The sequence below is a fragment of the Marinobacter sp. CP1 genome, assembly GCF_001266795.1.
GTDB classification, from domain to species: Bacteria; Pseudomonadota; Gammaproteobacteria; order Pseudomonadales; family Oleiphilaceae; genus Marinobacter; species Marinobacter flavimaris.
Window position 1 is genome coordinate 3,943,326 of sequence record NZ_CP011929.1, and the last position, 26,056, is coordinate 3,969,381.

At 54.4% G+C, this 26,056-nt stretch carries 36 protein-coding genes and 1 pseudogene; 5 read left to right on the top strand and 32 right to left on the bottom strand.

All coding sequences use genetic code 11. From position 1 onward, the window contains the following. Window positions 1-4: 4 nt before the first annotated feature. The 3 genes from ACP86_RS18105 to ACP86_RS18115 are packed head-to-tail and all read left to right on the top strand — an operon-like array spanning window position 5 to window position 2,042. Entirely contained in the window at window positions 5-670 is a 666-nt protein-coding gene (locus ACP86_RS18105) for an amino acid ABC transporter permease (RefSeq protein WP_053114983.1), read from the top strand. Then, entirely contained in the window at window positions 670-1,323 is a 654-nt protein-coding gene (locus ACP86_RS18110; RefSeq protein WP_008169529.1) for an amino acid ABC transporter permease, read from the top strand. Before ACP86_RS18105 ends, ACP86_RS18110 begins: the two co-directional genes overlap by 1 nt. Next, complete coding sequence (locus tag ACP86_RS18115) at window positions 1,320-2,042, top strand: amino acid ABC transporter ATP-binding protein (protein WP_014576841.1); 723 nt, start codon at window positions 1,320-1,322, stop codon at window positions 2,040-2,042. The genes ACP86_RS18110 and ACP86_RS18115 overlap by 4 nt, the downstream gene beginning before the upstream one ends. Window positions 2,043-2,130: 88 nt before the next feature. On the opposite strand, the gene ACP86_RS18120 is transcribed toward ACP86_RS18115, so the two are convergent. The 16 genes from ACP86_RS18120 to ACP86_RS18190 all read right to left on the bottom strand — a co-directional run bounded on the left by ACP86_RS18120 (window position 2,131) and on the right by ACP86_RS18190 (window position 11,456). After that, window positions 2,131-2,523 carry a hypothetical protein gene (locus tag ACP86_RS18120; protein ID WP_008169524.1) on the bottom strand — a complete coding sequence of 131 codons (393 nt, stop codon included), beginning with the start codon at window positions 2,521-2,523 and terminating at the stop codon, window positions 2,131-2,133. A 30-nt stretch (window positions 2,524-2,553) separates the two neighbouring features. Then, window positions 2,554-3,873 carry a serine hydrolase domain-containing protein gene (locus tag ACP86_RS18125; protein ID WP_039881762.1) on the bottom strand — a complete coding sequence of 440 codons (1,320 nt, stop codon included), beginning with the start codon at window positions 3,871-3,873 and terminating at the stop codon, window positions 2,554-2,556. Between the two features lie 22 nt (window positions 3,874-3,895). After that, window positions 3,896-4,642, bottom strand: a complete 747-nt coding sequence (locus ACP86_RS18130) for an SDR family oxidoreductase (protein ID WP_008169520.1) — start codon at window positions 4,640-4,642, stop codon at window positions 3,896-3,898. Window positions 4,643-4,755: 113 nt separating this feature from the next. Next, window positions 4,756-5,175 (bottom strand): DUF4399 domain-containing protein, encoded by a 420-nt coding sequence (locus tag ACP86_RS18135; RefSeq protein WP_405420962.1) that lies wholly within the window; start codon window positions 5,173-5,175, stop codon window positions 4,756-4,758. A gap of 75 nt (window positions 5,176-5,250) precedes the next feature. Beyond that, window positions 5,251-6,162: a serine hydrolase domain-containing protein gene (locus tag ACP86_RS18140; RefSeq protein WP_227507751.1), complete on the bottom strand. Its 912-nt coding sequence runs from the start codon at window positions 6,160-6,162 to the stop codon at window positions 5,251-5,253. Window positions 6,163-6,381: 219 nt separating this feature from the next. Then, a complete protein-coding gene (locus ACP86_RS18145) occupies window positions 6,382-6,714 on the bottom strand; it encodes a YnfA family protein (RefSeq protein ID WP_008169514.1) in 333 nt (110 codons plus the stop codon). A gap of 100 nt (window positions 6,715-6,814) precedes the next feature. Further along, window positions 6,815-7,411 (bottom strand): glutathione S-transferase family protein, encoded by a 597-nt coding sequence (locus tag ACP86_RS18150; RefSeq protein ID WP_008169510.1) that lies wholly within the window; start codon window positions 7,409-7,411, stop codon window positions 6,815-6,817. Between the two features lie 45 nt (window positions 7,412-7,456). Then, the gene (locus ACP86_RS18155) at window positions 7,457-7,909 is read right to left on the bottom strand and encodes a GNAT family N-acetyltransferase (protein WP_008169509.1); all 453 of its coding nucleotides are present in this window, start codon (window positions 7,907-7,909) and stop codon (window positions 7,457-7,459) included. A gap of 37 nt (window positions 7,910-7,946) precedes the next feature. Further along, window positions 7,947-8,039 (bottom strand): ChaB family protein, encoded by a 93-nt coding sequence (locus ACP86_RS22260; RefSeq protein ID WP_075267801.1) that lies wholly within the window; start codon window positions 8,037-8,039, stop codon window positions 7,947-7,949. Then, window positions 8,036-8,302 carry a DksA/TraR family C4-type zinc finger protein gene (locus tag ACP86_RS18160; protein WP_008169508.1) on the bottom strand — a complete coding sequence of 89 codons (267 nt, stop codon included), beginning with the start codon at window positions 8,300-8,302 and terminating at the stop codon, window positions 8,036-8,038. Before ACP86_RS18160 ends, ACP86_RS22260 begins: the two co-directional genes overlap by 4 nt. Before the next feature lie 98 nt (window positions 8,303-8,400). Continuing rightward, window positions 8,401-8,721 (bottom strand): DUF2834 domain-containing protein, encoded by a 321-nt coding sequence (locus ACP86_RS18165; RefSeq protein ID WP_008169507.1) that lies wholly within the window; start codon window positions 8,719-8,721, stop codon window positions 8,401-8,403. A gap of 29 nt (window positions 8,722-8,750) precedes the next feature. Beyond that, window positions 8,751-9,248, bottom strand: a complete 498-nt coding sequence (locus tag ACP86_RS18170; RefSeq protein WP_053114985.1) for a hypothetical protein — start codon at window positions 9,246-9,248, stop codon at window positions 8,751-8,753. 1 nt (window position 9,249) lies between these two features. Then, window positions 9,250-9,570 carry a hypothetical protein gene (locus ACP86_RS18175; protein WP_014576852.1) on the bottom strand — a complete coding sequence of 107 codons (321 nt, stop codon included), beginning with the start codon at window positions 9,568-9,570 and terminating at the stop codon, window positions 9,250-9,252. Between the two features lie 150 nt (window positions 9,571-9,720). Further along, window positions 9,721-10,200 carry an acyl-CoA thioesterase gene (locus tag ACP86_RS18180; protein ID WP_008169502.1) on the bottom strand — a complete coding sequence of 160 codons (480 nt, stop codon included), beginning with the start codon at window positions 10,198-10,200 and terminating at the stop codon, window positions 9,721-9,723. A 63-nt stretch (window positions 10,201-10,263) separates the two neighbouring features. Continuing rightward, window positions 10,264-10,551 carry a DUF1330 domain-containing protein gene (locus ACP86_RS18185; RefSeq protein WP_053114986.1) on the bottom strand — a complete coding sequence of 96 codons (288 nt, stop codon included), beginning with the start codon at window positions 10,549-10,551 and terminating at the stop codon, window positions 10,264-10,266. A gap of 59 nt (window positions 10,552-10,610) precedes the next feature. Beyond that, a complete protein-coding gene (locus tag ACP86_RS18190) occupies window positions 10,611-11,456 on the bottom strand; it encodes a LysR family transcriptional regulator (RefSeq protein ID WP_264752607.1) in 846 nt (281 codons plus the stop codon). A 42-nt stretch (window positions 11,457-11,498) separates the two neighbouring features. On the opposite strand from ACP86_RS18190, the gene ACP86_RS18195 reads away from it, so the two are divergent. Beyond that, a complete protein-coding gene (locus ACP86_RS18195; RefSeq protein ID WP_254775473.1) occupies window positions 11,499-12,305 on the top strand; it encodes an FMN-dependent NADH-azoreductase in 807 nt (268 codons plus the stop codon). After that, the gene (locus ACP86_RS18200) at window positions 12,298-12,777 is read left to right on the top strand and encodes a nucleoside deaminase (RefSeq protein ID WP_008169494.1); all 480 of its coding nucleotides are present in this window, start codon (window positions 12,298-12,300) and stop codon (window positions 12,775-12,777) included. Before ACP86_RS18195 ends, ACP86_RS18200 begins: the two co-directional genes overlap by 8 nt. Window positions 12,778-12,899: 122 nt before the next feature. On the opposite strand, the gene ACP86_RS18205 is transcribed toward ACP86_RS18200, so the two are convergent. The 16 genes and pseudogenes from ACP86_RS18205 to ACP86_RS18275 form a co-directional block, all read right to left on the bottom strand. Further along, window positions 12,900-13,391, bottom strand: a complete 492-nt coding sequence (locus tag ACP86_RS18205; protein WP_008169492.1) for an AAA family ATPase — start codon at window positions 13,389-13,391, stop codon at window positions 12,900-12,902. Window positions 13,392-13,414: 23 nt separating this feature from the next. Then, the gene (locus ACP86_RS18210; RefSeq protein ID WP_141201878.1) at window positions 13,415-14,347 is read right to left on the bottom strand and encodes a hypothetical protein; all 933 of its coding nucleotides are present in this window, start codon (window positions 14,345-14,347) and stop codon (window positions 13,415-13,417) included. A 139-nt stretch (window positions 14,348-14,486) separates the two neighbouring features. Continuing rightward, a complete protein-coding gene (locus tag ACP86_RS22265) occupies window positions 14,487-15,104 on the bottom strand; it encodes a DUF2931 family protein (protein WP_075267703.1) in 618 nt (205 codons plus the stop codon). Continuing rightward, a complete protein-coding gene (locus ACP86_RS18220) occupies window positions 15,094-16,773 on the bottom strand; it encodes a phospholipase effector Tle1 domain-containing protein (RefSeq protein ID WP_318256801.1) in 1,680 nt (559 codons plus the stop codon). The genes ACP86_RS22265 and ACP86_RS18220 overlap by 11 nt, the downstream gene beginning before the upstream one ends. A 42-nt stretch (window positions 16,774-16,815) precedes the next feature. After that, window positions 16,816-16,974 (bottom strand): annotated as a pseudogene (locus tag ACP86_RS23540) (PAAR domain-containing protein); the annotation flags it as partial. Between the two features lie 143 nt (window positions 16,975-17,117). After that, a complete protein-coding gene (locus ACP86_RS23735; protein ID WP_053114990.1) occupies window positions 17,118-17,537 on the bottom strand; it encodes a GFA family protein in 420 nt (139 codons plus the stop codon). Between the two features lie 121 nt (window positions 17,538-17,658). After that, a complete protein-coding gene (locus ACP86_RS18230) occupies window positions 17,659-17,955 on the bottom strand; it encodes a DUF3892 domain-containing protein (RefSeq protein ID WP_082220582.1) in 297 nt (98 codons plus the stop codon). 119 nt (window positions 17,956-18,074) lie between these two features. Then, on the bottom strand, window positions 18,075-18,425 hold the full coding sequence (locus ACP86_RS18235) for a hypothetical protein (RefSeq protein ID WP_053114992.1): 351 nt from the start codon (window positions 18,423-18,425) through the stop codon (window positions 18,075-18,077). A 96-nt stretch (window positions 18,426-18,521) separates the two neighbouring features. Next, window positions 18,522-18,803, bottom strand: a complete 282-nt coding sequence (locus ACP86_RS18240; protein WP_023012028.1) for a type II toxin-antitoxin system RelE/ParE family toxin — start codon at window positions 18,801-18,803, stop codon at window positions 18,522-18,524. Further along, window positions 18,800-19,072, bottom strand: coding sequence for a CopG family ribbon-helix-helix protein (locus ACP86_RS18245; protein WP_022989998.1), 273 nt, complete (start codon window positions 19,070-19,072; stop codon window positions 18,800-18,802). Before ACP86_RS18245 ends, ACP86_RS18240 begins: the two co-directional genes overlap by 4 nt. 149 nt (window positions 19,073-19,221) lie before the next feature. After that, the gene (locus tag ACP86_RS18250; protein WP_141201879.1) at window positions 19,222-19,572 is read right to left on the bottom strand and encodes a hypothetical protein; all 351 of its coding nucleotides are present in this window, start codon (window positions 19,570-19,572) and stop codon (window positions 19,222-19,224) included. 279 nt (window positions 19,573-19,851) lie between these two features. Then, window positions 19,852-20,547: an NrdJb gene (locus ACP86_RS18255; protein WP_053114994.1), complete on the bottom strand. Its 696-nt coding sequence runs from the start codon at window positions 20,545-20,547 to the stop codon at window positions 19,852-19,854. A gap of 27 nt (window positions 20,548-20,574) precedes the next feature. Continuing rightward, entirely contained in the window at window positions 20,575-22,713 is a 2,139-nt protein-coding gene (locus tag ACP86_RS18260; RefSeq protein WP_053115566.1) for an adenosylcobalamin-dependent ribonucleoside-diphosphate reductase, read from the bottom strand. A gap of 402 nt (window positions 22,714-23,115) precedes the next feature. Next, window positions 23,116-23,910, bottom strand: coding sequence for an ABC transporter ATP-binding protein (locus ACP86_RS18265; protein WP_053114995.1), 795 nt, complete (start codon window positions 23,908-23,910; stop codon window positions 23,116-23,118). Between the two features lie 9 nt (window positions 23,911-23,919). Beyond that, window positions 23,920-24,822, bottom strand: a complete 903-nt coding sequence (locus ACP86_RS18270; protein WP_053114996.1) for an ABC transporter permease — start codon at window positions 24,820-24,822, stop codon at window positions 23,920-23,922. A 66-nt stretch (window positions 24,823-24,888) separates the two neighbouring features. Next, the gene (locus tag ACP86_RS18275) at window positions 24,889-25,863 is read right to left on the bottom strand and encodes an ABC transporter substrate-binding protein (protein WP_008174270.1); all 975 of its coding nucleotides are present in this window, start codon (window positions 25,861-25,863) and stop codon (window positions 24,889-24,891) included. Window positions 25,864-26,056: the final 193 nt, after the last annotated feature.

Here is a 26,056-nt window from a genome sequence, read left to right on the forward strand (position 1 = left end):
AGGTATGGACTACGAATTTCACTGGAACGTTGTGTTCCAGAACATGCCCCAGCTGCTGAACGGTGCCTTCGTTACCCTACACGTATCCGTTCTGGCGATGCTTCTGGGCGTTGTGATCGCAATACTGTTGGCGATCGCCAAAATGAATAACACGAAGTTCTTCAGCCAGGTTGCTACGGTCTGGGTCGAGATCGCCCGGAATACGCCGGCCCTGTTCCAGATCTACATGGCCTATTTTGGCCTTGGAGCATTCGGTATCCACCTCAGTCCCTACGTGGCGGTACTGAGCGCACTGGTCTTTATCAACGCGGGCTACCTGACGGAGACGTTCCGGGGTGGTTTCCAGTCGATCCCGAGCACCCAGTACAGCGCTTCCAAGTCGCTGGGCATGACCAGTATCCAGACGTATCGATACATCATCCTTCCGCAGATGCTGAGACGCATCTATCACCCGATGACCAACCAGTTTGTCTGGTCCATCCTGATGAGCTCTCTGGGCATTCTGGTGGGTATGAGCGAGCTTTCTGGCACGACTCAGCGTCTGCAGTCACTGTCGTTCAGAACGCTGGAGTTCTTCATTGTGGCGGCCGTGATGTACTTCGTGATCACCAAACTCGTGTTGTTCTGGTCATCACTGCTTGCTCGTAGACTTTTCAAGGGGGAAATCTGATGAATTCTTTATTCACACCCCTGTCCTGGAGCGATAGCGGTCTGATCCTGACCGGTGTCTGGAATACCATCATCATCTCCGTTGTCGCCATCGTGGTGGGCACTATTCTGGGATTGATCGTCGGCTTTCTCCGTGCCGAGAGCAACAAGGCCGTCAACGTCCTTTTCGGTAGCGTGCTCGACGTGCTGAGAAGTGTTCCCCTGATCATCCAGCTTATTCTGTTCTCGACTTTTGTCGGTGCGATGGGAAATCCACTGGCGCCGTTTGTTGCGGGCTCCATTGTGCTCTCGCTGTATACCATGGCCTTCATGAGCGAGGTTTTCCGCAGTGGCTTTGAGAGTGTCAGTCCCTCAATGCAGACGGCAGCGCGCTCACTGGGCATGACCAAATGGCAAACCATCTACCACATTCGGTTGCCGATTGGTTTGCGTGCTGTGTTCCCCTCGTGGCTGGGTGTTGCACTCAGTGTCATCAAGGACTCGGCCCTGGTCTCGGTCATCGGTTACATGGAATTGCTGCGCACGTCGGAGCAACTGATTTCAAGAACCCAGCAACCGCTCGAGATTCTGATCGGTGTTGGTATCTTTTACTTCATTATTTCGTACCCGCTGTCCCACTACGGCCGGTATGTTGAGAGGAAAATGGCAATATGATCAGCGTACAGAATGTCCATAAATCCTTCGGCGATCTTGAAGTACTGAAAGGCGTAAGCCTGGATGTAAAGAAAGGCGAGGTCGTGAGCGTTATCGGGGGCTCCGGCAGTGGCAAGTCGACTCTCCTGTATTGCATCAATGCCATTGAGCCCATCAACAAGGGCAAGATCCTCGTTGATGATGTGGATGTCCATGCCAAGGAGACCAATAAGGACAAGCTGCGCCAGAAACTGGGCATGGTCTTTCAGCAATGGAATTCCTTTCCTCATATGACTGTGCTGGAGAACGCCGCACTGGCGCCCAGAATCGTCAAGAAAATGAGCAAGGAAGAGGCAATTGAAATTGCCAAGAAAGAGTTGGAGCACGTCGGCCTGGGTGACAAGTTCGACGTCTATCCCACGAAAATGTCCGGCGGCCAGCAGCAACGCCTGGCGATTGCCCGTGCCCTGGCCATGAAGCCCGATTATATGCTGCTTGATGAGGTAACCTCTGCGCTCGATCCGGAGCTGGTCGGCGAGGTTCTGGACACACTGCGCCTGTTGGCGGAAGAGGGGATGACCATGATCTGCGTGACCCATGAAATGGGCTTCGCACGGGATGTTTCTGATCGCGTCGCGTATTTCCATGAAGGCGTTATTGCAGAGATCGGGGAAGCCAGGCAGGTAATAACCGATCCGCAGAACCCGCTCACCCAGAAGTTCCTCTCAAAAGTGCGCTAGAAAGTCGCCACAACCGTGGTGCTGGCTGGGGGAGTTCTTGGACCCGCTTTCCCAGCCATTTTTCCAGCCCGCCCAGAATCCGGCGGCTTCAGTTCCGGTTCTTCAGCACCTCATAAATCTGCCTGACCGCTTCCTCCTGCTTTTGTTTTTCAACCATATCTTCCAGCAGCTCCAGTACCCGTTTTTCGTCGTTGCTCCGAAGACCCGGCCAGTACACATAGGGCACCAGATCTGGATTGCTGATAAAGAACAAGGCGGTTTGTTCCGGATCGTTGGCGATGTCTCCGCGCAGGCCTACGGTAAACTGGCGGCCCTCGCCACCCCGTAGCGTTAACAGGAGGGATTGGTCCTGCTCGATGAATCGGGTTTCCTCCACGGTAATGGGCTCTGCCAGATCCGGCACGGAGGTGATGTAGTATTGAAAGCCAAGGAACCCCAGCAGAACAGCAATCAACGCTGCCAGGGCAAAGGATTTGATCATTGAGCGTATTCCATTGTGGTCAAGCGTTCCTCAATCCCTGTTCATTAGGTAGTCTGCGACGGCTTGATATAGTGGCAGAGAGGTTGGGTCGATCTTGCTGTTACTGGCATTGGGAAACGATGCGAAGCGTACCAGAACCATGTTGGCGGTGGGGTCAATGTAGATGGTTTGCCCGTGAACGCCTCGAGCGGCATAAGCGCCATTGGCGTTGTTGAAGATCCACCACATGCTGCGATAGCTTCCGCCGGGAAGGGTGGTGTAGCCAGCCTTGGCAAAGGCCTTTTTGTCGCCGCCGGCCTGGATTGCATTCACCACAGATTCAGGGAACAGTTGCCGATTCTTGTACTTGCCTTTGTTCAGCATCAACAGGCCTATCCTGCCAAGATCCCTGAGCCCTGCGCTCAGTCCACCACCCGCGAAAGGCGTGCCTTTGGCATCGATCGTCATGTAGGCATCCTGTTCGGTGCCAAGGGGGTTCCAGAGACGTTCAGAAAGTAGATTCGCCACGCTCTTACCGCTTACCCGGGCGATTATCCAACCGAGGGCATCAGAATTGACAGTCCGATAGCCGAACGCATCGCCGTGGTCGCCGTTTTGCTCAACGGTTTGCAGGTACTCGAAATAACCCTCCGGTCCACTGTAATCAGAAGGCTTTGGCAAGGGGCTGGCTGCCGCAGAGTATTGCCAGATGTCAGCCTCAGGATCGGCGTAGTCTTCGCTGTAATCCAGCGCGGTGGTCATATCCATAACTTGCCGCACGGTGGCACTACCAAAAGCACTGTTTTTCAGCTCAGGCACAAGGCTGTCCACAGTTGCTTCATCGTCCAGTTTGCCTTCGGCCACCAGAACTTCAGCCAGTAGGCCGGTCAGGGACTTGGTCATCGACATAGCAGCGTGTTTGCCGGTCTCGCTCAGGCAGCCGTTGTAATATTCGTATACGATCTTGCCTTTGTGAAGAATCAGCAACCCGTCGGTGTAGTTCGCAGCCAAAGACTCGCGCCAGTTCATTTGGGTGTCGCTACCCATCGGCATGAACGAAATGTCGTTGATCCCATTATCCAGTGCGTACGGCAGTGGATCGGGTGCACCGATGCCGCGGCTGATCCTAGTGGTCGGCAGCAGTTCCCGGATATGACAGACAGTCCAGCGGAGTTTAGGGAAGCTGAAGTAATTGCTTTGGGGGTGGGCGATCAGCTTGTCGTCGGGCGGCGGGAAACCGGTCATCCACTGTAGTGCTTGAGGGTCCGATTCCTCTGCGCTCAGCGGGGCAGAGCCGTGGGTGCTCCCCCACGCGTTCGGGCAGCTTAAAGCGAGTAGCACAAGGACATAAGCAGGATTGAAAGCGGACATGTCCATTCACCTTGTCGATTGATCACATGGCTCTGGAGAAGACTTCAAAAGGCAGGGCTTTTAATACATAGCTTAGCGGCGTCCATGGCCACCAGGGCACGTAGGCCCGGCGCTTCTCCGATTCGATGGCTTTCACCAGGGCCTTTACACCGGTTTCCAGATCCACACGGAAGGGCGCGCTTTTAGTGTCCCGGTTAATATCCGTGAGAATGTAGCCGGGCATAATGTTGCTGACGTTGATCGGCTTACCCTTGGTATCGAGCTGCAGACCTTCCGCCAAAGAGGCTACGGCGGCCTTGGTGGCAGCGTATACGTTCAGTGGACCACGGAAGCCGCGAACACCACTGACAGACGACATTAACACCAGGTGACCGCTGTTCTGCTCGCGGAAGATCTCCATGGCTGCCTCACTCTGGGCAATAGCAGCGATGAAGTTGGTCTCGGCGGTGTGGCGGTTGGCAGCGAAATGCCCACGGCCGATGGGCTGTGAGCTGCCAATACCTGCATTAACCACCACCCGATCAAGACTACCGAGCTCATCCCGGAAGCCCCGGAACACTTCGAACACCTGATCGTAATCGCAGACATCAAGGCCTCGGACGAGTACCCGGATATCCGGATGAGCCTGCTGCAATTCCCGCTGGAGAGCTTCCAGCTTGTCTGCCCGGCGCGCACAGAGCGCCAGATTACAGCCTTTGGCCGCCCATTCGCGAGCCATGCCTTCCCCGAGACCGGTGCTGGCACCGGTAATCAGAATGTTCTTTCGCATCAGCTATCCCCTGGATTCGTTCGGATTATTTGCGCTCACAGTACCATGATCGAACGCCCAGGGGATTGACTGAAATGCAACTCTGCACTGGCCATTCCGTTCAGGGTAGAACGTTACTCCACCATTACTGTGATCTTCTCGGAAACCACTGGCGGGTTGTGCGGCACATGCATGTGATCACCGACCAAAAGCTGCAGCGTGTGTTTACCCGGTGATAGCGTGATCTCGGTTTCGGTTTGCCCGCCACCAAAGTGTCTGATTTGATCCGTTGCCGGGAGGGATTTGCTCAGATCGGACGGTACGTCGGTATCGATCAGCAGGTGGTGGTGTCCGGTGCCTGCTTTTTCCACGCCAGCAGGTGCTACGCCCATGTTCCGCAGACCAAAGACGACTTTGAAGGTTTCGTTTACGGTTGCGCCGTCAGTTGGTTGCACGAAATACACGCCAGCGTTGGCCGGCGCCTCAGACTTCATGCTCTCTGCAATCGCTGCTACTGGCGCGATCAACAGAGCTGAAAACAGTGTAATTGCGATCCTGTTCATTTCGTTTCCTCCTTGGTATTCGCCACCAGTGAGTATAGTTGAGGAAACGTATGCGTGGCGGCCGCTTCAGTTTTCCAAGGCAGGAATTATGTGCTCCTCAATTAACTGGAACTGGCGGCGCAAAAAGGCTGAACCCGGCGAGGGAGGGGTAGGGTCAGAGGTCATCACCACGGTCAGTTTGCGAGCGGGCATCACATACAGTACCTGGCCTCCGTACCCACGCCCGTAATACCCCATTTCGCCGGCGAGCGGCTGCTGGAACCAGCCATAGCCATAGGGATCATCTGTGTAGGCGGACCTTCCGCGTTCAATCCAGGACTCCCGCACCCAGTTTTCCGGAAACAGGCGCCGATCACCAAGGCGGCCTTCATTGCGATAAAGCTCGCCGATTTTTGCCAGGTCCCTTGGCGAAAGAGCCATATTATTGCCACCAAAATAGATCCCCTGGGGGTCCCGGCCCCAGGCAGGAATGGTTATATTCAGTGGCTCGCCCAACCATTCCCGCGCCAGGTCGAGCGTGCTGCGCCCGGCGCTTTCGGTGAGCGCCGCCGAGAGCAGGTGGCTGCTGCCGGTGGAGTAGAGCATGCGACCTCCCGGCTCATCCACGAACGGCCGGGTGAGCACATGGTGCACCCAGTTATCGCTGTTCACCCAGGGGCCATAGTAACGGCCAGATGTCCGCTGCAACCCAGCCTGCAAAGACAGCAGGTGCCCCAGAGTTATCCGGTCTACGCCCTCGGTGGCGGAGGCGGGTATGCGGTCACCGAGCGTTTCAACAACCGGTTGATTGGTTCCCTCGAACACACCTTTTTCGATGCCGATACCCACCAGCGCGGCGAGTACTGTCTTTGAAAGAGATTTGATGTTGGTTGGCGTGTCGAGCCCGGCACTCTTCAAATCCAATGCCAGAACTTCCTGGCCCTCATGGACAACAATCAAGGAGTGAAGGCGCTCAAGGTTTGCAGCCTCTCTGGACACCTCTGTTTGCCAGTCGGCCGTCTCTGAGTGGCTTGGCGGGGTCACCAGGAGCAGCAGTGCGAAAAGCCAATATGAAAAGCGTTGCATAGTGTAAGGAGGCGCTAGCGTCTTCGTTTTGGTAAGTGGAACGTCGATCATATGACTACTGTACGTCAGCGCGCCGAGAGGAGGTCACGGCTTAAGCAGATCTGTGGTGATTATCGGGTACGCGATGCAGATTTATGCGCCTCTAGGCGCAAACATGATGATCGCCATGCCGAGCAGTGCTACGCCGGATCCCACCAGATCCCAAACGGTTGGCCGGATACCATCAATAGCCCAAAGCCAGAGAATGGCCATAAAGATATACACACCGCCGTAGGCCGCATAAACCCGACCGGCGGCAGTAGGATGCAGGGAAAGTAACCAGGCAAATGCCGCCAGGCTCAGGGCCCCGGGTACCAGAAGCCAGATGCTCTTTCCCTCGCGAAGCCAGAGATAGGGTAGGTAGCAGCCAACGATTTCAGCCAGCGCGGTAACGAGAAACAGACCGATGGTTTTCAGTTCAGGCACGGGGATTTTCCTTTGTACCGATAAAAAGCCGTATTTATGACGCTTTGTGAACCAGTCTTTACGATTTACATGGGGATAGGAGAGTAATTACCGCGCACTTCTAAACCATAGGCCTGAAATTCGGTAATGCCGCAACCCGATCCAGCCATGCGCGAATCGCAGGGTAGGCTTCCAGCTCAAAACCACCCTCATCCGCGACGTGGGTGTATGCATAGAGTGAGATATCTGCAGTAGTGACCTTCTCACCCGCCAGGAATGGCGTCTCTGCCAGTTGTTGCTCCATCACCTGCAAGGCCTTGTGCCCGCCGGTTTGCTTGGCGGCATACTCGTCGGCTTTGTCTGCCGGCAGTCCCAGGTACTTGTTGATGAAGCGCGCAACGGCGATAAACGGCTCATGGCTGTATTGTTCGAAGAACTGCCATTGCAGAACGCGGGCCTGAGCGAGGCGGTCATTCGGGTACAGATCAGAGCCGAACGCGAGGTAGTTGATGATGGCGTTGGACTCTGACAGCGTCTCGCCACTATCCAGCTCCAGCAGAGGAATCTTGCCATTCGGGTTCTTTTTCAAAAAATCATCGGATTTTGTGTCGCCCGCCAGAATGTCGACATCAATCCACTGGTGGTCGATGTTCAGCAGTTGGCAAACGAGCTGAACCTTGTAGCAGTTCCCGGATTGGGTATCGCCATAGATTTTCATGCAGTTTCCTTTGCTGGGAGAGCGCCGTTTTTCAGGCCGGGGCGTTCAGGGCTCCGATCCGGGCTGCTTGAGGTCTTTGGTGTAGACATGCGTTGTTTTGGATTGCGTATAACCAACCGCCGGATAAAAGCCATGAGACTCCAGGCGCGTTACATTAGAGCGTACCACCACCCGCGGGAGTCCCATAGAGCTGGACCAGTCTTCAGCAGACTGGACCAATAGCTGGCCGATACCAGCCCTCCGTGCCCGGGAGCCTACAACCAGGCCTGTAATTTCCGCGACAAACAGCTCGCTGAGGAACAGGCGCTTTTCCACTGCTATCCATCCGACGACCGAACCCCCGGAAAGGGCGACGAAAAGCTGATGGTCGGGAGAGTTAGCGATTGCCTCGAGCCATGCTTTCGTTCGGAGCCTGCTGGCTGTGTAACCCCATTCGAGGACCAGAGCGTGAATGCCATCAAGATGATCAGCCCGCCCCGGTTCGATTGAAATGTCCATATTCAAACGCTAGTCCGGGAGGGTGTGCTATGGCGATTCATTCTTGGGATTTGCCTTTGACCCACCTGTCGCCCTCCTTGCGATATTCCTCTTTAACCGCCGCCCAGGCTACTTTGTGGGCCGTCTCTATCGCAGCTGGCTGTCCTTGCTGCCTCTGCGATTGATGCCGCCAGACTGGCTGCGCTCCTTTTCATGGGCCGACTGGCAGTCAATGCACAAACGAACACCGGGAATGGCCTTGCGCCGGGCCTCTGGAATTGGTGCTCCGCACTCATCACATTCCTCGGCACTTTCGCCTTTGGCCAACTGGCTGCGTGCGCGCTGGATTTCATCCTCAACGCTTGCGTCGATCTGTTCCTGAACCGCACCATCACGAGACCATCCGCCTGCCATGGGGCCCTCCGAAGTCTGGCTGACTGAAACCACTCAACGTTAGCATTGTAGCTCGGGTGCTCAAAGATGGCCGACGCTGATTTGGCTGATGCGAACGGTTAAAGCCTACCGGCTTCAGTCTCGCGCCCACCTCGAAGAACCAGATACAGCAAGGGCCCTGCGGAGACAAACACTGCTGTCAGAACGAAAAACGGAACCAGGTAACCCAATCCTTTGCCTCGACGTTTGGCATCCTGGTACATCCAGATGCAAGCCAATACCGCGAGAATGTAGAGATCGATAACAACCTGTGCGGTATCGGGGCTCGACATCAACTGGGCGCCGAATGCGAGGAGCGATTGCTCGGCGCCGGCCATCACCCAGAAGGTGAAGCCCATAAACAGGCAGAGAACGACGAGGGGGAGGGGGGATAGTCTCATAATCTTCCTTGATTTATTTGTTGCTGGAATTAAATGTCTTCAGCGATGCGCTTGAGGGATTCGCCATCAAGAAAATCGGAGTCAATCTTTAGCAGCTTTGCATCTTTGCCGATCACAAAGAGGAAGGCTTTGTTCCCGTGGTCGGAGTAGGCGAGTGAATAGGAATCCTGCGTCCAGGTGGCGACATCTCTGCCGCTGACAAAATTCTCGTGCACGGCCCCGATCAACGTCTGGTCACAATCGGCTGCAGCTGTCTCAAAGAAAACAGCCTCGAAGAAAGTGGCCGCTGGGCAGCCGTATTCCAACGTTTCATCGTGGGTCATGTCTGCGAATGCCAGGAATCGTTTACCTAGCTCGTCGCCGTATCGGAAGATCAACATGTTCTGGCTGTCGCCAATATCGCCAACAGCGGCGAAACCTGCCGGAATGCTGAATCTCAAGTCCGAGTACAAAAGCTCGATTCGGTTACCGGCATGAACAGCAACGGACAAACTTAAAGCAACAGCGATCAATCCAATCTTGAACATCTCAAATTCCCTTTAGTGCCATGTGGATTTCAGAGCGGAAATTCTGGCTGACTTGCAGCTTGCAAATGTAATAAGTCTGACTGTTACCGGAAGCGATGTTTTTACCGATGCCAGCCACTTGTTTCACGATATAGGAGATTCCTGGCTTGCCGCCGCTCGGTCTGGGAACCAGGTCCATGGAAGCTGAGCACGATTGCGACTCGGTTACTGCGGTATAGACGACCTCAGCGGATCGTTCATTGACGGATTCAGGTGAGGCCGTGCCATCGCCCCAGAAAAAGTTGATGGCAGCGGAGACATACTCACGGTCACTGTGATCCATGATCCAATTCCTTTTGTTTACTGAGAGATCACGTCCTCCTGGACGCTTTGCACGTTAGCAAATGATCATTGCGAGAGCGAGTAAATCTACTGCGACCAAGTCACGTTCAAATTCGAAAAAATAGATCTGCTTCAGTTATTTGCGCCGGACTCATTTTTTATGCAGCTCCCTGTAGCGTTCCTCCAGTTCGGCACGAATGGCGCGGCGCTCCTTACCGTTGGCAAATCGCCGGATCTGATCATCGGTACGTGGAACCAGCTGCGGCACGGCGACGGCTTTACCGTTGTCATCAACCGCCACCATGGTAAAAAAGCAGCTGTTGCTATGGCGAACCAACTTGTCGCGGATGTTCTCGGTAACCACCTTGATGCCGATCTCCATGGAGGTACGGCCGGTGTAGTTCACGCTGGCCAGAAAGGTGACCAGCTCGCCAATTTGGATGGGTTGGAGGAACATCACCTGGTCGACGGACAGAGTAACGACATACGTCCCGGCGTAACGGCTGGCGCAGGCATAGGCGACTTCATCCAGGTACTTCAGCAGGGTGCCGCCGTGCACATTGCCAGAGAAATTGGCTTTGTCCGGCGTCATCAGGACGGTCATGCTCAGGCTTGTTGAATTGTTTTCCATGGCGCTTCTCTGTTGGTTTGCTGTCCAGTATAGGCGCCAGGGTGCTGGTGGTGGCAGTAGTTATTAATCGGCCTCGAAAGTCACCAGATCCACATCCGCTGCCTGGGTGCGTAACGGCACCAATGCCTGATAGGCAGGGGAATTGTGCCAATCGGTGGCGGAATCCGCATTGGGAAAGCGGATAACCACCGTATCGGTGTGCCGGTATTGCCCACTCAGCACCTTTGCCCGTGTACCCCGAAGCACCAGCTCCCCATCCCAGGGAACCAGCGTTTCCGGAACAAGGCTGCGGTATTCTGCCCATTTCTCGGGGTCTTTTACGGTGATGTTGCCGATCACGTAGGCGGTCATTGGCGTTCTCCGGTTTTTATTGGGCTGATGTCCATGAAAAATGAAAATGACTGTATGTATTACTGGTTCAGGATATCTTCGATCCAATTCAGGAATTTGGCCGCACTCCTCGTTTCGAAGCTATCCCTACCTGGAACGTAATAGCACAAATCTGATGTTACCGATTGCGTGTCGAAGTGCTGCAGAACGTTGGCCTTCAACAGCCGTTCGACGAGCGTTGTAGAGCAGAACACCAGCCCGTTGCCTGCCATAGCCTGTTGGATCCCGAAAAGCTCCTGATCAAACGTTTTGAGTTGGATATTTGCCCCCTGCAGTCCATTTTTTTCTAACCAATCGGCGAGGGGAGGGGCCGGTAACGCTTGGTTTTTCCACTCCGTGGTAAAAAGGGTTAAAGGGGCATTTTCCCAGGAGGGAGGCGTCATTCCATAGGCACCAAATACATTGAATGACTCAAATCGAATGACATCAGAAGGCTCAGCAACTGAGACATCCCCGAATCGAATGGGAATGATGTAGGTTTGGCTGTCGACCGACTCGCCGGTCGATATTTCCACAGAAATCTCGGGGTTGGCTTGTTCGAAATCGTGCTGGGAAGGGATCAGCACCATCGCTGCCAAGGATGATGTCGTCGTCACCCTGACTGTATTGCCTGCCTTCACCACCTCTTCCAAAGCGCTGTCGATTTTCCGAAACCCTTCCGAGGTCGCTTTGGCTAATCGGATACCCGTTCCCGTCAAGGATATCCGTCTTCCTTGCCGATGAAACAGGCTCACATTCAATCGGTTTTCCAGGTTGCCAATATGGTGTGAGATGGCTGTCGGCGTCAGCGAAAGTTCTTCTGCCGCCAACTTGAAACTACCCCGGCGGGCAGCCGACTCAAAGGCTTTCAGCGCCTGTAATGACACCTGCAATGTGAATCTCCAGGTCAATCACGAGTTCATGAACGTTTGGATGAGTTTAATTCATCTGCAAGTGTAATTTTTCCGTTTGTGCAAGTCCATCCAGCGCCACAAACTAGCTCCTGTCATCAATCAGCCAAGGAAATGAACATGAGCACACTATTACACATTGATTCAAGCGTCAGAGCCGCGACAAACCCGAACCCGGATCACGATTCCATCTCGAAAAATGTCGCCCGCCGATTCATTGATACCTGGAAACAGAACCGGCCTGAGGATGAATATATCTATCGTGATGTTGGCGTGAACCCACCCGCTTTCATCACTCAGGATTGGATTGGCGCGGTGTTTACCCCGGAGCAAGATAGGACCCCGGCGCAGCAGGAGACACTGGCACTCTCTGATACACTTATCGCTGAGGTCTCAGCAGCCGACGTTATTGTGATCTCCTCACCCATGTACAACTACGGTATGCCGGCTCAGCTAAAAGCCTGGTTCGATCAGATCGTACGTATCGGCAAAACGTTTGATTTCGATCTCGAACGAGGGGACTTCCCGCTGCAGCCTCTGCTCTCCGGTAAGACATTGATCATCGTGACCTCCAGCGGAGAGTTTGGCTTTGAAAAAGGCGGAATAAGAGAAGAGTCTGGCCACCTGGTGCCGCACCTCAGAACGTTGAGCAAATACCTCGGGGTGGACACCATTTACGAAGTCACCGCTGAATATCAGGAATTTGGCGACGAGCGGCACCGCGTGTCAGTCGCCAACGCCAAAGCTCGAGCCGAGAGCCTTGCTTCAGAGCTGAGCCTTTCAGCCCCGGCGTTATCGTCAAGAAATGAGGTCACCGATGCGTGACCGAATTGATGAAGAGCGTCTGGCAACCTGTGGCGAAAGCGCCATTGATCTGGCTATTAGCAATGTAAAAGCCGGTGGTTTGCCGTTTTCCGCTGTGATCGTCAATCAAGATGGAGACGTTGTCGGCAAGGGGGTAAATCAGGTTGCCGACCATCTGGATTGTACCGCACACGCAGAAATACAGGCGATAAGGGACGCTTCACGGAATGAAAATAGCGTCTCTTTGAAAGGGGCGACGTTGATTGCTTCAGGAGAGCCTTGCGCTCTCTGTTACATGGCGATCCGTATGGCCGGCATTGGGCATGTCCGTATCTTGTTGGATCGCTATGAGGCGGCAGAAAACGGGTTCGATTATCGGTGGACTTACAGGTATTTGAACCCCAGCCTCATTAATGAGCTCGATGTTGTGACTTTGGTTAACGAAAGGAAGTTCCTCCCATTCCAGATGGCCAAAATGGGTCTGATTGATTGAGAGGAGCGGGTAATGGCGTGGCGGCTCAAACCAGAGCCGCCACGCTGGCATTTCCAGGTCTGTCTGGATAGAAACGGAGCGCCGACGCAGTTGGATCCTGCAGCAGTCACTCGTTATGCGGACTAGCCCGTAACAATCTGGAGGTTGAATGCCTCCGACTCTTCAGGCGGTTCAAAGTAACCCGTCACCATTCTAAAGACCTCCTCCGTGTCGAACTGTGCTCGTTCAGGTTGTTCTTTCTGTCGCTGTTTCAGCTGTTTTAAACAAACTTCATCGTCTACCGACAAATAGTACAGCTCATGAGGTATGCCGTGTTGCGAGTAGATATCCTTGAACCAGGCTCTTTGCTTGCGGGTGTTGCCAGGAAAGTCCAGGACCACAGAGGTGCCAGCCAAGAGCACTTGCTCGACGTGTGATTTCAGCACTGGCTTGAGCCGAGATGAGTAACGAATGTAATCATTGAAATCATTGATCTCGCCGGGGAACAGAGCGGCCAGCCATTCATCCTCTGAAATAAGCACGGCTCCCCGCTCACGAGCGATTTTGCCAGACAGGGTGCTTTTGCCGGCTCCCATCTTCCCACAGAAGAAGATCAACGTTCCGTACGAACTCATTGCTTAATCCTTGGGTATAACGCCTAGCTGAACGGCGCATCGTCAGATGCGTCCGTTTGCAGCTTTTTGTTAGGTGTTGATAGCTTGCTAAGCTTCCGTAATAAGTTTGGCCTACCAGAAATACCCCTAGCACCTTCTCTAACTACTAAATATTTCTCAGTTTTTTCTTGGAAACACTTAATCAGTTGCTGTAAGGCTTCTCCGAAGCAACTAACGAGAACCTCTAACTCTTTTTCACGGGTATCAAGGAAAGTATCAAGGAAAGTATCAAGGTAATCTGATGTTACTACGTCAATTACCGTATTCAATTGCCGCCTTTCATTTCCTTTCCAGCGCAATCGAGCATGATTAATACTATTCAGTTGTAATTCGTCGCTTTCAGGAGCATATGTAGCTTCGTGAAGACCTCCCTCAATCACAATTAATGGAAGAGTGATGACTGCCAGCATATGATCTTCTGGCGCAAATTCGTACTCGTCATAAAACCTAGTAATATTTAGGCAGTTGGATACAACCCCCTGAACAGCTTGGTAAAAAAGGTCATTACCTTTTGAAAAGGCTTGTCGCCCTGAAAAAGAAAATCCCTCCCCCTTAAACATGCCCAGCTCTTTAAATTCCTCATTGCCAGCGGCGGCCCAAGCTATCGCTTGGCCAGCCGATGAAGAGATAAGCTGAGCTGCCAAAGCGGAAGTGGCAAAACGTTTTTCGTCTTTAAATAACACCCAAGGTTTGTCTTTACTCCATTTGCATTCAACTACATGCTTAATTCGGAGAAAAGAGCGGCCGATTGGAACATTGGCAGTTGCTAGAACATCAACCTCTCGGGCTTTGCCATTTTCATCTTTTGCAAAATAACTCTGCTCAACGGAGAACCTTCTTTTCTTAAACTTGTGGGCAGTTGAAAATTCTAATGGGTACCCTTCTTTCTCTACCCACCGCTTTACTTTCTCGTCCAAACTGATCTCCATAGAACACCTAATGCAGATAACGCTGGCGTAACGGGCCGATTTGTGGAGCGGCAGCGGAACAAAGCGGTCCCGTTGACGCGCTTGGTTATGTGGTGACTTACTCCCAACCTCAACCGATGACGGACAATTACCAGCCATCAATCGGTATACCGTGCTTCTCAATATAATCTCGACTGTCACGATTATAGCGTTCAGTGATTTCACGGTAATGCTCTGGGTGTGTTTCTATTTCTGAGGCCTCGTAACGCCCCACCTCAATCGCATTTTCCGCGCCGTTCATGATCCAGACAACCACCGTGCCGCCCGGCGCCAGACCAAACGTCAGGTCGTTGAGAGGCATGTCAAAGGTTTTACCGTAGCGTTCAATCGGAGCGATTTCTTTCATTTTCTCCTCAATCTCGCGGGCATTCTCAAGCTGGATCAACGCCCGGTAAGATTGCTGCTCAGCAAACGAGAACCACTTGATGAGCACAAGCCCCGGCATTGCCTGCCACTCCGCGTTTTTGCCCGACGGATGTTTCCAACAGCAGGTGATTATCCCGATAGGTGCCCGCCAACCGATTTCCCCCGATACCGATTCCAGGATAAAGGTCTCAACCCACGCATCGTAGTGCTGAGGTACGACAACGGAGATACTTCGGTAAGTAGGGTCTGGGCCATACGCTGGTCCTTCCGATTTGCTCTGATCCGAACACCCCAGTAGCACCAGAACACAGAAGCTAATGGCAAGCGTTTTAACACTCATGGTATTGCCCCTCACTCCATTGCCCTTTATTCGGATGGACAGTTCGACGGCCATACTTGCCGGGCTTGAAAGGGTACAACGGGCCAAGCTGCAGATAGTGATCGGAATGATGAATATATCGCTGTTTCAGTAGCGCGTTAGATTCCGGAGTCATCAATAGCGGGCTGCCATGCCAGACGTGGGCCGCGAGATTTCTGGCGATAGTCATTAGTTCCGGCGGCAAAACCAGCTGAGGGCTTTCCGTAGGTATAGGATCGAATGGCACACCAGCATCCACCGCCAATTTGTGCATCAGATACAGCGGAATACGGGAGTACTCACTAAGAACCTCGCGGTCCAGCCAAAGGCGAAGCGTAATGTCGCCACCACGCAAACCGGGTGGGCGTTCCTGTTCAATTTCAAGTGTGGCGAGTGGGTTCAGTGGCCCGATCCAACCCTCGTGTTTGATCAGCGCACGTTCCTGCAACATGCGGGAGAATTCAAAACTGGCTTCGGGATTGCGGCGATCCTTTCCTTTGACAACCAAGGGCGGACGAGCTTCAACCCGTTCTCGAAAGCGATCCGGGTAACCGCCGCCAATATCAGAGTGAACACCCGGAAGCACCCATTCGCTGAAGTGCTCCGGCAAATCGCCGGATTCACCTCGCAGGCTGTTCAGTGAGAAGTTGTGCCGGCGCTCATCCCGCGCGGCAAACTGAACCACCCGTTCAGCATCCTCCGGCCGCAGGTTGACGTTGATGCGTCCGGTTTCTGCATCGTGTGCAGAGAAGTCCAAATTGCCGAGATCGGCAATCCCCGCAACGGTATCGAAAAGACCTACAAAGCGAACGGTGATCTTCTTCGCCCAGGGTATGCCCTGCTGTTTAAACGCGGCGGCCAGCGCACCGCCTTCATCCTGAACTTCCCGGCTGATGAAATGGCGGGCCGTAGCCGCGCCACGGCTGAAGCCGAAAACGTCAAGCACGAGTTCGTCGATGGGGTCACTCACAAAACGGATGATATCAGCCGCCAGCGCCTCGCTGCCTTGGTCAATTTTCTTGAGTATGCCTTGCTCACCAAGTCCAAGCCCCATGCTGGGACCATCATCCGATTCGCCGGACTTGGTGCCAACACCGGAAACGTAGGTCGAGATGCGGTGAGCTTCCTTCCATTCCTCACTCTGGAATTGACCCTGCTGATACATTCGCTCCAGCTTGGAGACATTGGTTTCCGCACTGAGGTAACTGCCTTCCATCACCTGCGACAGTTCGGCACTGCACTCGTCCTCGGAGATGGCCCCAGCCGCATTGGCCGTAAGACAATCGTCCATCTGTCGCTGGTACGTCTGTGTGTTATCGCGGTTGTTGCCGGTGCCATCGAAAAAGATGCCAGCCTCCACCCGGACCTTAGGACGGTTCTCTTCTTCGGGCGAATCCTCTGGCGATTCGTCAGAAACACCTTCGTCAATCAACGCGCCTTTCTGCGCAGCTTTGCGCACAAACTCCTGCGGATCTTTGTCCAGCAACTCTTTGGCGGCAGGGGTAAGCTGGCCTTTGTCATCCAGCGCACCAGCCATGGCGAAGTCCACAACCGGTGCCGTATTCGTGGCGACACCCAAAATCACTCGTGGATTACCGCTGACAATGGAACCACCATGACTGGTGGGGCTGCCAAGGTATGCCACCGGCATACCATCGGCTAACGCCAACGGGTAGCCTTGAGTAATAACCGCACCACAGCCGGTGACATCACCAACGCGAGCGATAGGTTTACCTTCAACAAGGATGCTGGAGCCGTTTGGCATGATGGGGGAAGAGCCGTGCCCTTTGATCGGGCAAACGTGCATATCGCCGACGCAGGCGGCAATCAGATTGCTCATGGTGAGAGTTCCTTTCTGTGATAAGTAGCGTCCTGGCTATCCGTGATTAAACATTGTTCAAAACCGGCAATTTTAGCATGGTTGGCACCACATAACGCTTTTGTTTAGCGGCGCCCCGACAGGGGCGTCCGGTGGAGGCCGTAGGCCGGAACGAACTACAACAACTTGTTAAGTGATTCCAGGCTGTCAGGCCCACCGTCCAGTCGAACACACTCGGCAGACTCTTGCTCCCAAGCGGCAGCAGACATTGTATGGAGATGAACAGATATCCTCGAAGCGACTGGTTCATCAAGCAAGCCGGCAGGAACCCAAACCATTCCGCTGTCTCTCAGGCTATTGGGAACCGGACTCCCACACACCGAACAAAAATCGCTTCGGAAACCGCTGGGCTTGTTGTAGGACCTAATCTCACTCTCGCCCGACACCCAGCGAAAAGCAGCGGCCTGCACAAACGTAGCAGCATTAGCTGCCGCTCCAGTGGCTTTGCGGCACAACGAACAATGACATTGATAGAGGTTTCGAATCTCCCCTTCAATTTCGAACTTCACGTTTCCGCAGAGACATTCACCTTTCATCGATCAATCCTTTGACACTTAACGCCCTTGTTTAGCGGTGCCCATGTAGCACAGCGAAATGGGCGTCCGGTGCAGGGCCGGAGGCCCTGAACGTACTACAACTATTTGTTAAGCATCTGACTCAGCGACATTCTGGCAGGCTTAAAAGGTTATTTGGTTGCTCGCCATCAGCTTCAGTCTTCAGATACTTGTTTCCATATCGACTAGTAGCCACTACCACATTTACTCTGCTGCCGTTCTTCGTGACATAGAAGGCCCAAGTTCCAGCCTCAATGCCGTCTATGGCTTTCTCTTGGGTAATCTTCCAAGGCCCACCCCCATTTTCTCCGCCGGCCTTACCCCCAATATGAGTAATGCGCTCATGTGGATTTTGACGATCACTCTTGTTGATGCATGTAATCTCGTGAGTTGCTGGCATGGTCATCTCCTTGTCTAACCTACACGTGACTGACTGCTTAACGCCGAGGTAACCGGCGCCGGAGCGCTAGCGGAGGGCACCAAAAGCGCCACGCTTTTGGCGTCCGGTTGACCGCCTGGTTATGGCCTCGCATGCTTAGTCACCGTATGAATTACAAATTTTCCGCAAACCAAGCAAATGACGAGCATTAGTAAAATTTGGATGGGGAGGTTCGCGGCGAAATACCACCAGTACTGGTCAGATACCTCTTCCTTAGCTGCGACCAAGCGGTCCAAAAATTCCGGAGAGCGCCTCAATGCATTGCCCTCTTCTCGGGAAAGATCTGATATGGACCTGCCATCTAACGCTAATTCAATAGCCTCTTTATTAACGTGCTCTGTCAGTGCTCGCCCATAACTTCCGCCTGCGGCGCTGACAAACACTGCCAAAATTAGGCTGGCAAAAATGGACAGATAAACCTTCTTCTTCACTCGACTTCCTTGTGGTCATAACGCTGAAGCGCACCGGTGCCTTTGTCGCAGCGCAGCGGAGACAAAGGCATCCGAGTGACGCGCCTGGTTAAATTACTACCGCTCACCTTCAAGGCCATGCCATACCCGGAGAATGATGATGGCACTGGGATGGAGCGAATATCGAACGACATATTTCCCGAAGACCATATCTCGAACAGAGTCAGGCACCGGTGCCATTTCAACTGGTGTGCCCATCTTGGGAAAATCAGGAAGCAATTCGATTTTGCCAACCAGTTCGGTGGCGATCCGGGCTGCCGCCGAAGGATTGTGGACTGCAATGAACTCCCTGAGGCGCTGTAAATCTTCAATGGCTTCGTCCGTGTAAACCAGTTTCACTTACCTGACCTCGGTGCATCCTGCTCGTTGTCGGTTCCCCAACTATTAAGCCAGCTGTGAACCTCGCGGGCATCAACAACCTTGCCTTGTGCAGCGGACTCCATTGCTTCTAAGGTCTGTTTCCAGCGCTCTTGCTCCAGCTGCTGCTTTTCTATGTACTCCGATAATGCTTGGTTAATTACCCAACCTTTGCTCCGGTGCAACCTGCCAGCAATTGCTTCCAGGTGCTGTTCAACTTCTGCTTGAAGGCGAACCGTGGTGACGCTCATGACTATACCCTCGAGTTTGGCTACTACAATGTATTACAACATAGTCTACGAGGGTGCGGCAAAAAATTTAACGCTGATGGTAACCGGCGCCGGAGCGCAGCGGAGGGAACCAAAAGCGCCACGCTTTTGGTGTCCGGTTGACCGCCTGGTTATGGCCTCGAATGCTTGGTCACCGTATGAATTACATATTTTCCGCAAACCAAGCAAATGACGAGAATTAGTAATATTTGGATAGCGAAGTTCGCGCCGAAATACCACCAGTACTCGTCAGTTACCTCTTTCTTAGCTGCGACCAAGCGGTCACCAAATTCCGAATCGCGCATCAACGCGTTGGCTTCTTCTCGGGAAAGATCTGATATTGACCTGCCATCCAATGCCAATTCAGCAGTCTCTTTGCTTACGTGCTCTGCCAGTGCCTCGCCAAAAGATTCGCCGAGTGCGCTGACAAGGACTGCCAGTATGAGGCTGGCAAAAATGGATAGATAAACTTTCGTTTTCACTCGACTTCCTTGTAGCCATAACATTTGTATAGTGGTCGCGATGATCATATTCCCCGACCAAATATCCGCTCTGACCACTTCCGACTCTAACCAAAAGTGCTTCAGATTCAATGCCCTGAAGTCCAAACCTTTCTCAGAGCTTCGATAAAAACGATCACCACGACCGGTTTCCTGGTATCACCGACTTTTCGATCAAACCGATCACTTTTCCAGCCCACCAAATAAAAAGGCCCGAAGCTTTCACTCCAGGCCTTCCGTCACTCATTGCAGTCAATCACCTCAACCGCACTTGCTGTCGCCGCAAGAGAGGCAAGTGGCACACCCGTCCATCACAATCACCGCCTTGGTGCTGCACTTGCCGCACATGGTGGCGTTGGGTGGGTAGTCGTCGGCTTTTTCGTCGTTCGTGGCCGTGCTGTGGCTGGCTTCGAACTCGGCGCGCTTTTCAGCGAGGATGCGCTTGGTGGTTTCGCTCATTTCCTCGCTTTCCAGCAGGCCGATGGCCTTCAGGTGCTTCTCAATCACGGCGCCGATTTCAGCGACCAGGGAAGGCATGAATACGCCGCCTTTCTTGAAGTAGCCGCCGTTGGGGTCGTACACGCTGCGAAGCTCTTCCACCAGGAAGGTTACGTCGCCACCCTTGCGGAATACCGCAGAGATAACGCGGGTGAGGGCGATAACCCACTGGAAGTGTTCCATCGACTTGGAGTTGATGAACACTTCGTACGGCTGCCGGCTTTCGTGATCGGTGCCTTCGTTGAGCAGGATGTCGTTGATGGTGATGTACATCGCGTGCTCAGCCACCGGCGGCTTGATCTTGTAGGTGGTGCCCAGCAGGAAGTCCGGCCGTTCGATGTATTCGTTCATCTGAACGGGCTTGGTTTCTGCGTGCACCGGTCCCTGGTGTTCAGTAGCTTCGGGGTCGGCCTTCTTTACGCGGTAGCCGACGATTTTGTTGCTGATTTTAACTGTCATGTTCGTTTTCCTGTGTCGGTTCCCGGATCAGTACTTGCCGTAGGTGCCTTCTTTAAGCGCGTCAAACAGGTTGGCGGCGTTGTGGATTTCGCCGTCGTACTCTACCTGCTCGTTGCCCTTGAGGGTGACCTTGCTGCCATCGTCCAGGGTGAACTCGTACAATGTGTTCTCGAGGTCTTTTTCCTTAACCAGTACGCCCTGGAAGGCTTCCGGGTTGAAGCGGAAAGTGGTGCAACCCTTCAGGCCCATGTCGTAGGCGTAGAGGTAAATGTCCTTGAAGTCCTGGTAGGCGAAGTCTGTCGGAACGTTCGCGGTTTTGGAAATCGAGGAATCTACCCACTTCTGGGCGGCGGCCTGGATGTCCACGTGCTGCGACGGTGTTACGTCGTCGGAGGTGGTGAAGTAGGCCGGCAGCTTCTTGTCCTCGTCATCGGAGAACGGCATGGCGCCCGGGTTCACCATATGACGATATGCGAGCAGCTCGAAGGAAAATACGTCTACCTTCTCTTTCGTCTTGCGGCCTTCGCGGATGATGTTACGCGCATAGTGGTGCGAGAAGCTCGGCTCGATGCCGTTACTGGCGTTATTGGCCAGAGACAGGCTGATGGTGCCGGTCGGCGCGATGGAGGTGTGGTGGGTAAAGCGGCCACCTTTCTCGGCCAGTTCTTCCACCAGCTTCGGCTCCACATTGGCAATCTGCTGCATGTACTTGCTGTACTTGGCGTGCAGGATGCGGCCTTTCACCTTGTCGCCCAGTTTGTAGCCGTCTTCAGACAGCTGCGGGCACCTGGTGAGCATTTTCGGAGTAATTTCAAACTCGTCGTCCATAATCGGAGCAACGCCTTTTTCCTCGGCCAGGGCGAGGGACTGGCGCCAGCCTTCCACGGCCATTTCACGCACAACTTCTTCGGTGAACTGTACGGATTCTGCAGAACCATAAGGCATGCGCAGCATGGCGAGGGTGGAACCCAGGCCCAGGATGCCCATGCCGTGGCGGCGCTTGTAGGTGATTTCGTGGCGCTGCTCGGCCAGCGGCAGGCCGTTGATCTCTACCACGTTGTCCAGCATGCGGGTGAAGATACCCACCACCTTGCGGTACTTCTCGTAGTTGAAGCTGGCCTTGTCGGTGAACGGGTAGTCCACGAACATGGTCAGGTTCACCGAGCCCAGCAGGCAGCTGCCATACGGGGGCAGGGGCTGCTCACCGCAGGGGTTGGTGGCGCGGATGTCTTCGCAGAACCAGTTGTTGTTCATCTGGTTGACCTTGTCGATCAGGATGAATCCCGGCTCGGCGTAGTCGTAAGTGCTGGTCATGATGGTGTCCCAGATGAACTGGGCTTTCAGGGTGCGGTAGATGCGGCAGGCAACCTTGCCTTCACCGTTCACCACGTAGCCTTTCTGCTCCGGGAAATCACGGTATACGAACTGGCTCTCGTCGCTCAGGTCCAGCTTCTCGTCTTCCACTTCCTTCTGGGTAACAGGGAAGGAGAGGTGCCAGTCGTCACCGTTGCGCACGGCTTCAATGAAGTCTTCGGTGATAAGCAGCGAGAGGTTGAACTGACGCAGGCGGCCGTCTTCACGCTTGGCCTGGATGAAGTCGATCACGTCCGGGTGGTGCACATCGAAAGTGGCCATCTGGGCGCCACGGCGGCCACCGGCGGAGGACACGGTAAAGCACATGCGATCGAAGATATCCATGAACGATAGCGGGCCGGAGGTGGTTGCCCCGGCACCGGCCACGTACGCGCCTTTCGGGCGCAGGGTGGAGAACTCATAACCGATACCACAACCTGCCTTGAGGGTAAGGCCGGCTTCGTGGTTCTTTTCCAGGATGTCGTTCATGGAGTCCTGAACGGTGCCGGAAACGGTGCAGTTAATGGTGGAGGTTGCCGGCTTGTGTGCTTCAGCACCAGCATTGGAGGTAATCCGGCCGGCGGGAATGGCGCCGTTCTGCAGGGCCCAGATGAAGTTCTTCATGTGCTGGGTGCGTACGGATTTGTTTTCCACCTCGGCAAGGGCTTTGGCAACACGTTCGTAGGTTGCGTTGATGTCCTTGTCTACGGGCTCGCCGGTCTTGGTCTTCAGCTGATATTTGCTGTGCCAGATGTCGATCGAGGCTTCCTGCATCGGGATTGTCGTTACCACTGCCTGTGCCTTAGCGTTCATTTCCACCCTCTGTCTTCCGGTATGTCTTCTTTTGATGGCGCCAGTCCTTATACCGGCGGCGCCATACCCCTTGAGAATCGTCTGTTTGGCCTTGGGCCTGTTTTCTTTTTAACCACTATATATGGGTTGAATCCGAAACGAGTATAACAGGATATAGTGTTCTGTGAATAAGAACGCAACTATTGATAGGCGCTTCGGGGCAAAGAAAATCAATCAAAATCGGCTTGAATCCGGGAAATTTTTTCTAAAACAGCGGTTTGGGGCTAAAGGTTCAAAACCACTACATGTTGTGGTTTTGTGAGGATGTGGTGTCAATAGCGAATTGTGCGATTCCGGTCGAAAAGTGACAAAAACAAGCGGGCCCGGAGGGGAAACGGGGGCCAGTCTGGCCCCGTTTTTTTATCAGCCCAGCAACAGGCTGTCGTCGTCCACTTCCAGCCCACGCTGCTTTTCAAACAGCCCGAGCAGATCCTTCACCTCCAGACCTTCGCGGTCTTTGCCCGCGATATCGAATACCACCTGGCCCTGGTGTAGCATCACTGTGCGGCTGCCGACTTCCAGTGCCTGCTTCATGCTGTGGGTTACCATCAGTGCGGTGAGCTTCTGCTCTTCGATGATCTTGGTGGTGAGTTCCAGCACGAATGCAGCGGTTTTCGGGTCCAGCGCGGCCGTGTGTTCGTCCAGCAGCAGGATGCTCGAAGGTGTGAGGCTCGCCATCAGCAGGCTCACGGCCTGGCGCTGACCCCCTGAGAGCAGGCCCATCTTGTCGCCAAGACGTTTTTCCAGGCCCAGATTCAGGGACGAAAGGCTGTCCCTGAATTTTTCCATGTACTGCTTCTTTACGGCGCTGGTGAGGCCGCGGCGTTGGCCACGTTTGATGGCCAGGGCAAGGTTTTCCTCGATGCTGAGGCCCTCGCAGGTACCGGCCAATGGGTCCTGGAATACCCGGGCAACACGGCCGGCCCGTTTGTGGGTCGGCAGTTTGGTGACGTCCAGGTTGTCCACGATGATCTGGCCGCTGTCTACCAGCACTTCGCCGGCGAGGGCATTCAGAAAGGTGGATTTGCCGGCGCCGTTGCTGCCAATAACCGTAACAAACTCGCCCTGGTTGACGGTCAGGCTCATGCCCCGGAGCGCGGGGTTTTCCAGCGGTGTGCCTTTGCCAAAGGTGAGCCGGAGATCGGTTGCACTGATCATGTCGCCTCCTTAGGCCTTGTTTCGGGAAAGTTTGCCGGCAATGGATGAACGTACGCCGGGCAAAACGATGGCCAGGGTAACCAGAACCGCGGTAATCAGGTTCAGATCCTGGGCCTGCAGTCCCAGGAAATCCGCATTCAGAGCGAAGGCAATGGCCAGTCGGTAGATGATTGCGCCCACCACGCATGCGATGAGCGCGCGTACCACGGTTGAGGGAGTCACCACGGCTTCACCGCCAATCAGGGAGGCAAGGCCAATGACGATCACCCCTACGCCCATGGTGACATCGGCTGCACCCTGGCTCTGGGCGAAGAGCGCACCGGCAAGTCCGACAAGGCCGTTGGAAACGGCAACGCCGAGAACAATCATGGCGCCGGTGGCGATGCCCTGTGCCCGGGCCATTCTGGCGTTGGCGCCAGTGGCTCGCATGGCCAGGCCGGTTTCGGATTTCATGAAACGCCACAGGAGGATAAGGGCAACAAAGACCACAATAACGAACAGAAGCACCGGTACCTGATGGTAGGCCAGATCCAGGTCGTACCAGGGCGTCAGCACGGTTTCTTCGGTCAGCAGGGCCACGTTCGGACGGCCCATGATGCGCAGGTTGACTGAATAGAGCGCAATCATGGTCAGGATCGAGGCCAGCAGATTAAGAATGTTGAGTTTCACATTCAGCAGTGCTGTTACCGCGCCTGCGGCCATGCCGGCCATGACGGCACAGCCTGTGGCCAGCCACGGGTTCCAGCCTTCAATGATCAGTACGGCGGCAACGGCAGCACCGAGGGGAAAGCTGCCATCTACAGTGAGATCCGGGAAATCCAGCACCCGGAAGGAGAGGTAGATGCCGAAGGCGACCAGGCCGTAGATCAGTCCGGTCTCAATGGCACCATAAAGAGCGATGTTACTCAGCATGGTCGGGTATCACCAATGATAAAACGGGCAGCCCCTCGTGAGGGCCGCCCGTTGGGTTCAGGGGGATTACTTGGCGCTGTCGATCACTTTCTTCGCGTCTGCGATCACATCATCTGACAGGGTGATGCCCATGCGCTCTGCGGCGGCCGGGTTCACGAACAGGTCCAGCTTCTCCATGGTTTCAACCGCCATTTCGCCGGGTTTCTCGCCATTCAATACCCGGGCAACCATCACGCCGGTCTGGCGGCCATGGTCGTAGTAATCAAACCCGAGTGCTGCAACGGCACCGCGCTCAACGGTAGCGGTGTCCGCCGCGAATACCGGAATACTGGCGCGTTCACCAACAGAGATAACGGCTTCGGCAGCACTGATCACGGTATTGTCTGTGGTCAGGTAGATGGCGTCTGCTTTACCCACCAGGGAGCGGGCCGCGCCCAGAACCTCGGAAGTTTTGGTGGCAGCGCCTTTTACCAGTTCAAGACCACGCGCCGCGAGGCGCTCTTCGAGCAGTTCCACCAGGGAAACGGCATTGGCTTCGCCCGGGTTGTACACCGTGCCAATGCGTTTGGCATCGGGCATTACGCGCTGCAGCATGTCCAGGTGTTTGTCGATGGGCAGCATGTCGCTTACGCCGGTAATGTTTGCGCCAGGCGCCTCCAGATTGCTTACCAGCTTGGCACCAAGCGGGTCGGTCACAGCGGAGAAAATCACCGGTGTATTGCGGGCCGCAGCGGCAACGGTTTGCGCGGAAGGCGTTGCAATCGCCACGATCACGTCGGGACTCTCACCAACGAATTTGCGGGCAATCTGGGAAGCAATGGCAGAGTTGCCCTGGGCACTTTCGTGCATCACTTCGAGGTTGTCGCCCTCTTTGAAGCCGCGCTCGGCGAGTTCATCTTTTATGCCCTGGTAGACGGCGTCCAGTGCCGGGTGTTCCACAATCTGTGTGATGGCTACAACGCGGGGTTCCTGTGCCTGAACAAGTGTTGCCAGCGCCAGCAGGGTGGCACCGAACAGGGTGCGCAGGGTTGTCTTGGCCATATGCCCATCTCCGGGTAGGTTAACTGATATGTTGCGAATCTGAAGGGGCGGAAGTTTACCACAGGCAAGGGGTTCAAGGGGTAGGGGATGTTGCCGGTGGCGGCGTTTGGGTTGCAATAGATGCAGTTGGAAATTATTTTGCTTGTGTCACGTTTTGACCGCTCATACTATGTTGAAATACCCTACGAAAGTC

What these genes read in the sequence shown, in the direction of transcription:
- ACP86_RS18230 (WP_082220582.1), bottom strand. Translation starts at nt 17,955, where the DNA reads ATGCCAGCAACTCACGAGATTACATGCATCAACAAGAGTGATCGTCAA.
- ACP86_RS18245 (WP_022989998.1), bottom strand. Translation starts at nt 19,072, where the DNA reads ATGAGCGTCACCACGGTTCGCCTTCAAGCAGAAGTTGAACAGCACCTG.
- ACP86_RS18105 (WP_053114983.1), top strand. Translation starts at nt 5, where the DNA reads ATGGACTACGAATTTCACTGGAACGTTGTGTTCCAGAACATGCCCCAG.
- ACP86_RS18170 (WP_053114985.1), bottom strand. Translation starts at nt 9,248, where the DNA reads ATGTTCAAGATTGGATTGATCGCTGTTGCTTTAAGTTTGTCCGTTGCT.
- ACP86_RS18150 (WP_008169510.1), bottom strand. Translation starts at nt 7,411, where the DNA reads ATGAAAATCTATGGCGATACCCAATCCGGGAACTGCTACAAGGTTCAG.
- ACP86_RS18110 (WP_008169529.1), top strand. Translation starts at nt 670, where the DNA reads ATGAATTCTTTATTCACACCCCTGTCCTGGAGCGATAGCGGTCTGATC.
- ACP86_RS18255 (WP_053114994.1), bottom strand. Translation starts at nt 20,547, where the DNA reads ATGACAGTTAAAATCAGCAACAAAATCGTCGGCTACCGCGTAAAGAAG.
- ACP86_RS18270 (WP_053114996.1), bottom strand. Translation starts at nt 24,822, where the DNA reads ATGCTGAGTAACATCGCTCTTTATGGTGCCATTGAGACCGGACTGATC.
- ACP86_RS18175 (WP_014576852.1), bottom strand. Translation starts at nt 9,570, where the DNA reads ATGGATCACAGTGACCGTGAGTATGTCTCCGCTGCCATCAACTTTTTC.
- ACP86_RS18260 (WP_053115566.1), bottom strand. Translation starts at nt 22,713, where the DNA reads ATGAACGCTAAGGCACAGGCAGTGGTAACGACAATCCCGATGCAGGAA.
- ACP86_RS18180 (WP_008169502.1), bottom strand. Translation starts at nt 10,200, where the DNA reads ATGGAAAACAATTCAACAAGCCTGAGCATGACCGTCCTGATGACGCCG.
- ACP86_RS18265 (WP_053114995.1), bottom strand. Translation starts at nt 23,910, where the DNA reads ATGATCAGTGCAACCGATCTCCGGCTCACCTTTGGCAAAGGCACACCG.
- ACP86_RS18205 (WP_008169492.1), bottom strand. Translation starts at nt 13,391, where the DNA reads ATGAGTTCGTACGGAACGTTGATCTTCTTCTGTGGGAAGATGGGAGCC.
- ACP86_RS22265 (WP_075267703.1), bottom strand. Translation starts at nt 15,104, where the DNA reads ATGAGTGTTAAAACGCTTGCCATTAGCTTCTGTGTTCTGGTGCTACTG.
- ACP86_RS18125 (WP_039881762.1), bottom strand. Translation starts at nt 3,873, where the DNA reads ATGTCCGCTTTCAATCCTGCTTATGTCCTTGTGCTACTCGCTTTAAGC.
- ACP86_RS18155 (WP_008169509.1), bottom strand. Translation starts at nt 7,909, where the DNA reads ATGGACATTTCAATCGAACCGGGGCGGGCTGATCATCTTGATGGCATT.
- ACP86_RS18200 (WP_008169494.1), top strand. Translation starts at nt 12,298, where the DNA reads ATGCGTGACCGAATTGATGAAGAGCGTCTGGCAACCTGTGGCGAAAGC.
- ACP86_RS18130 (WP_008169520.1), bottom strand. Translation starts at nt 4,642, where the DNA reads ATGCGAAAGAACATTCTGATTACCGGTGCCAGCACCGGTCTCGGGGAA.
- ACP86_RS18275 (WP_008174270.1), bottom strand. Translation starts at nt 25,863, where the DNA reads ATGGCCAAGACAACCCTGCGCACCCTGTTCGGTGCCACCCTGCTGGCG.
- ACP86_RS18120 (WP_008169524.1), bottom strand. Translation starts at nt 2,523, where the DNA reads ATGATCAAATCCTTTGCCCTGGCAGCGTTGATTGCTGTTCTGCTGGGG.
- ACP86_RS18220 (WP_318256801.1), bottom strand. Translation starts at nt 16,773, where the DNA reads ATGCCGGTGGCATACCTTGGCAGCCCCACCAGTCATGGTGGTTCCATT.
- ACP86_RS18185 (WP_053114986.1), bottom strand. Translation starts at nt 10,551, where the DNA reads ATGACCGCCTACGTGATCGGCAACATCACCGTAAAAGACCCCGAGAAA.
- ACP86_RS18160 (WP_008169508.1), bottom strand. Translation starts at nt 8,302, where the DNA reads ATGGCAGGCGGATGGTCTCGTGATGGTGCGGTTCAGGAACAGATCGAC.
- ACP86_RS18115 (WP_014576841.1), top strand. Translation starts at nt 1,320, where the DNA reads ATGATCAGCGTACAGAATGTCCATAAATCCTTCGGCGATCTTGAAGTA.
- ACP86_RS18165 (WP_008169507.1), bottom strand. Translation starts at nt 8,721, where the DNA reads ATGAGACTATCCCCCCTCCCCCTCGTCGTTCTCTGCCTGTTTATGGGC.
- ACP86_RS23735 (WP_053114990.1), bottom strand. Translation starts at nt 17,537, where the DNA reads ATGAAAGGTGAATGTCTCTGCGGAAACGTGAAGTTCGAAATTGAAGGG.